Origin of the sequence: Endozoicomonas acroporae (assembly GCF_002864045.1) — a bacterium.
In the GTDB taxonomy this organism is placed as follows: domain Bacteria; phylum Pseudomonadota; class Gammaproteobacteria; order Pseudomonadales; family Endozoicomonadaceae; genus Endozoicomonas; species Endozoicomonas acroporae.
This window is the reverse complement of the sequence record NZ_PJPV01000179.1, coordinates 1-1,371: the sequence shown is the minus strand read 5'-3', so window position 1 is coordinate 1,371 and position 1,371 is coordinate 1. Positions and strand designations below refer to the sequence as shown.

At 50.2% G+C, this 1,371-nt stretch carries 3 protein-coding genes; 1 reads left to right on the top strand and 2 read right to left on the bottom strand.

Annotated elements, in window-relative coordinates:
• Positions 1–24 precede the first annotated feature (24 nt).
• Positions 25–414 (top strand): hypothetical protein, encoded by a 390-nt coding sequence (locus CX664_RS26700; protein ID WP_101749025.1) that lies wholly within the window; start codon positions 25–27, stop codon positions 412–414.
• 442 nt (positions 415–856) lie between these two features.
• Here the strand turns inward: CX664_RS26700 and CX664_RS25965 are convergent, their stop codons facing one another.
• Both CX664_RS25965 and CX664_RS25960 read right to left on the bottom strand, forming a co-directional pair.
• The gene (locus tag CX664_RS25965; RefSeq protein WP_146000254.1) at positions 857–1,051 is read right to left on the bottom strand and encodes a hypothetical protein; all 195 of its coding nucleotides are present in this window, start codon (positions 1,049–1,051) and stop codon (positions 857–859) included.
• Between the two features lie 54 nt (positions 1,052–1,105).
• Positions 1,106–1,371 (bottom strand): hypothetical protein (locus CX664_RS25960; protein WP_180966605.1); only part of this gene is annotated, 266 nt, incomplete at its 5' end.

Sequence of the window (1,371 nt, the reverse complement as noted above, 5' to 3'; positions counted from 1 at the left end):
TCAAAGTTAGATAGCGGCCCTTGAATGCGACTGTGGGCAAGCATACCAACTCAAGGAAACCAGGTTGCCAACAGTCGCATTCAAGGGCCGCTATCTAACTTTGACGCGGCAATGGAAGCTCTGGATCGTTTTCGCGAATTGGGACATGCAGAACTTGAACTGCTGGAACCCCACCGAAGCCGAATGACTTATGTTGAATTAAGCACTGCTATCTGCAAAATGAGCTACGCAGTGGATTCAGAAACACGGAAAGAATGGAATGAAGCCAGCGAGAAAAGGAGAAGAGACCCACTTGGGCTTGATGAAATAGTGGAATGGGATTTGGATTCATTGGCGACATTGGATTCATTGGCGACAGAGTCAGAACTGGTCAACAACGATGACTGGATGGAAGAGTTCCTACAAGGGCTGTGATATGCATTCACACGTTGCAGGTGAAAAACACCTTCTATAACCCGTATTCCAGAGGATGACACCAGTTCTTTAAAGGTGAACGGTTCTCGCAAGCTTCTCATGTGCAAGGCTTGCATCGGCGCATACGACTGCTTCAATATTTATTCGACCGTTCAAATGACGACAAAGCTCGTCTGCACTCTGATTCTCCAGAATGCCATCAACCGTCTGATTATCCCGGTCTCTGGCTACCATGACCGGTATTTGTCGACACTCTGTCTTCTTCTTCTCATTACATTTGTTACGTACTGGAGGAACTGCCGTATGCGGATACGGTTGAGAAGCTGGAAGCACTCCTGCCCTGGAATGTAAAAGCCAGCGGTGCGCTATCCCGGAACACATCTCACGGCCAGTTCTGTGTGCCACTAAGGTCCGGTGCCCCTGATACCGGCTGCCTGGAACTTTACCGGGCTGACCAGGTCAGTTCTATTGTTGTCATCCCCAGACGATTCTCCAACTGGAAACAGGTAATCCCCGAAGAAACCATGCAGTCACCTTCCTCCTCAGTAACCGCAGACACGGCATCCCCGTTAACATCCACTGAAGCCGGAAGGCACCAGCCAGCAAACAGCCGAAAACAAGAAAGAAAGCGATCCATGTCAGGTTACCAGGTGGAACAGACAACAACGGGCACTGGAACATTTCCACCGCATCAACTGCAATCTGAATCCGGGCCCATCCCATCCATAAAGCGCAGGCGTGTTACTGACAACAGCAGGAGTATTGTGTGTTCTGCAACTTCGCTACCTGCTAATCCGGAGCCAATGGAGACCGAACCGGCCATGCCTGCTGACGCAGCTTCCAGGCTTCCGGGAGTGATCAGTTCCCTATCAAGAAATCTACCAACAGTCAGCGACAACAGGCTATTAACTGGCAATGAACATACCTCAGCGATGGTGCAGGTCATGCCTGAACCAA

Bases quoted from the DNA above. Each gene is read 5' to 3' on its own strand.
- CX664_RS25965 (WP_146000254.1), bottom strand. From the start codon at position 1,051: ATGGATCGCTTTCTTTCTTGTTTTCGGCTGTTTGCTGGCTGGTGCCTT.
- CX664_RS26700 (WP_101749025.1), top strand. From the start codon at position 25: ATGCGACTGTGGGCAAGCATACCAACTCAAGGAAACCAGGTTGCCAAC.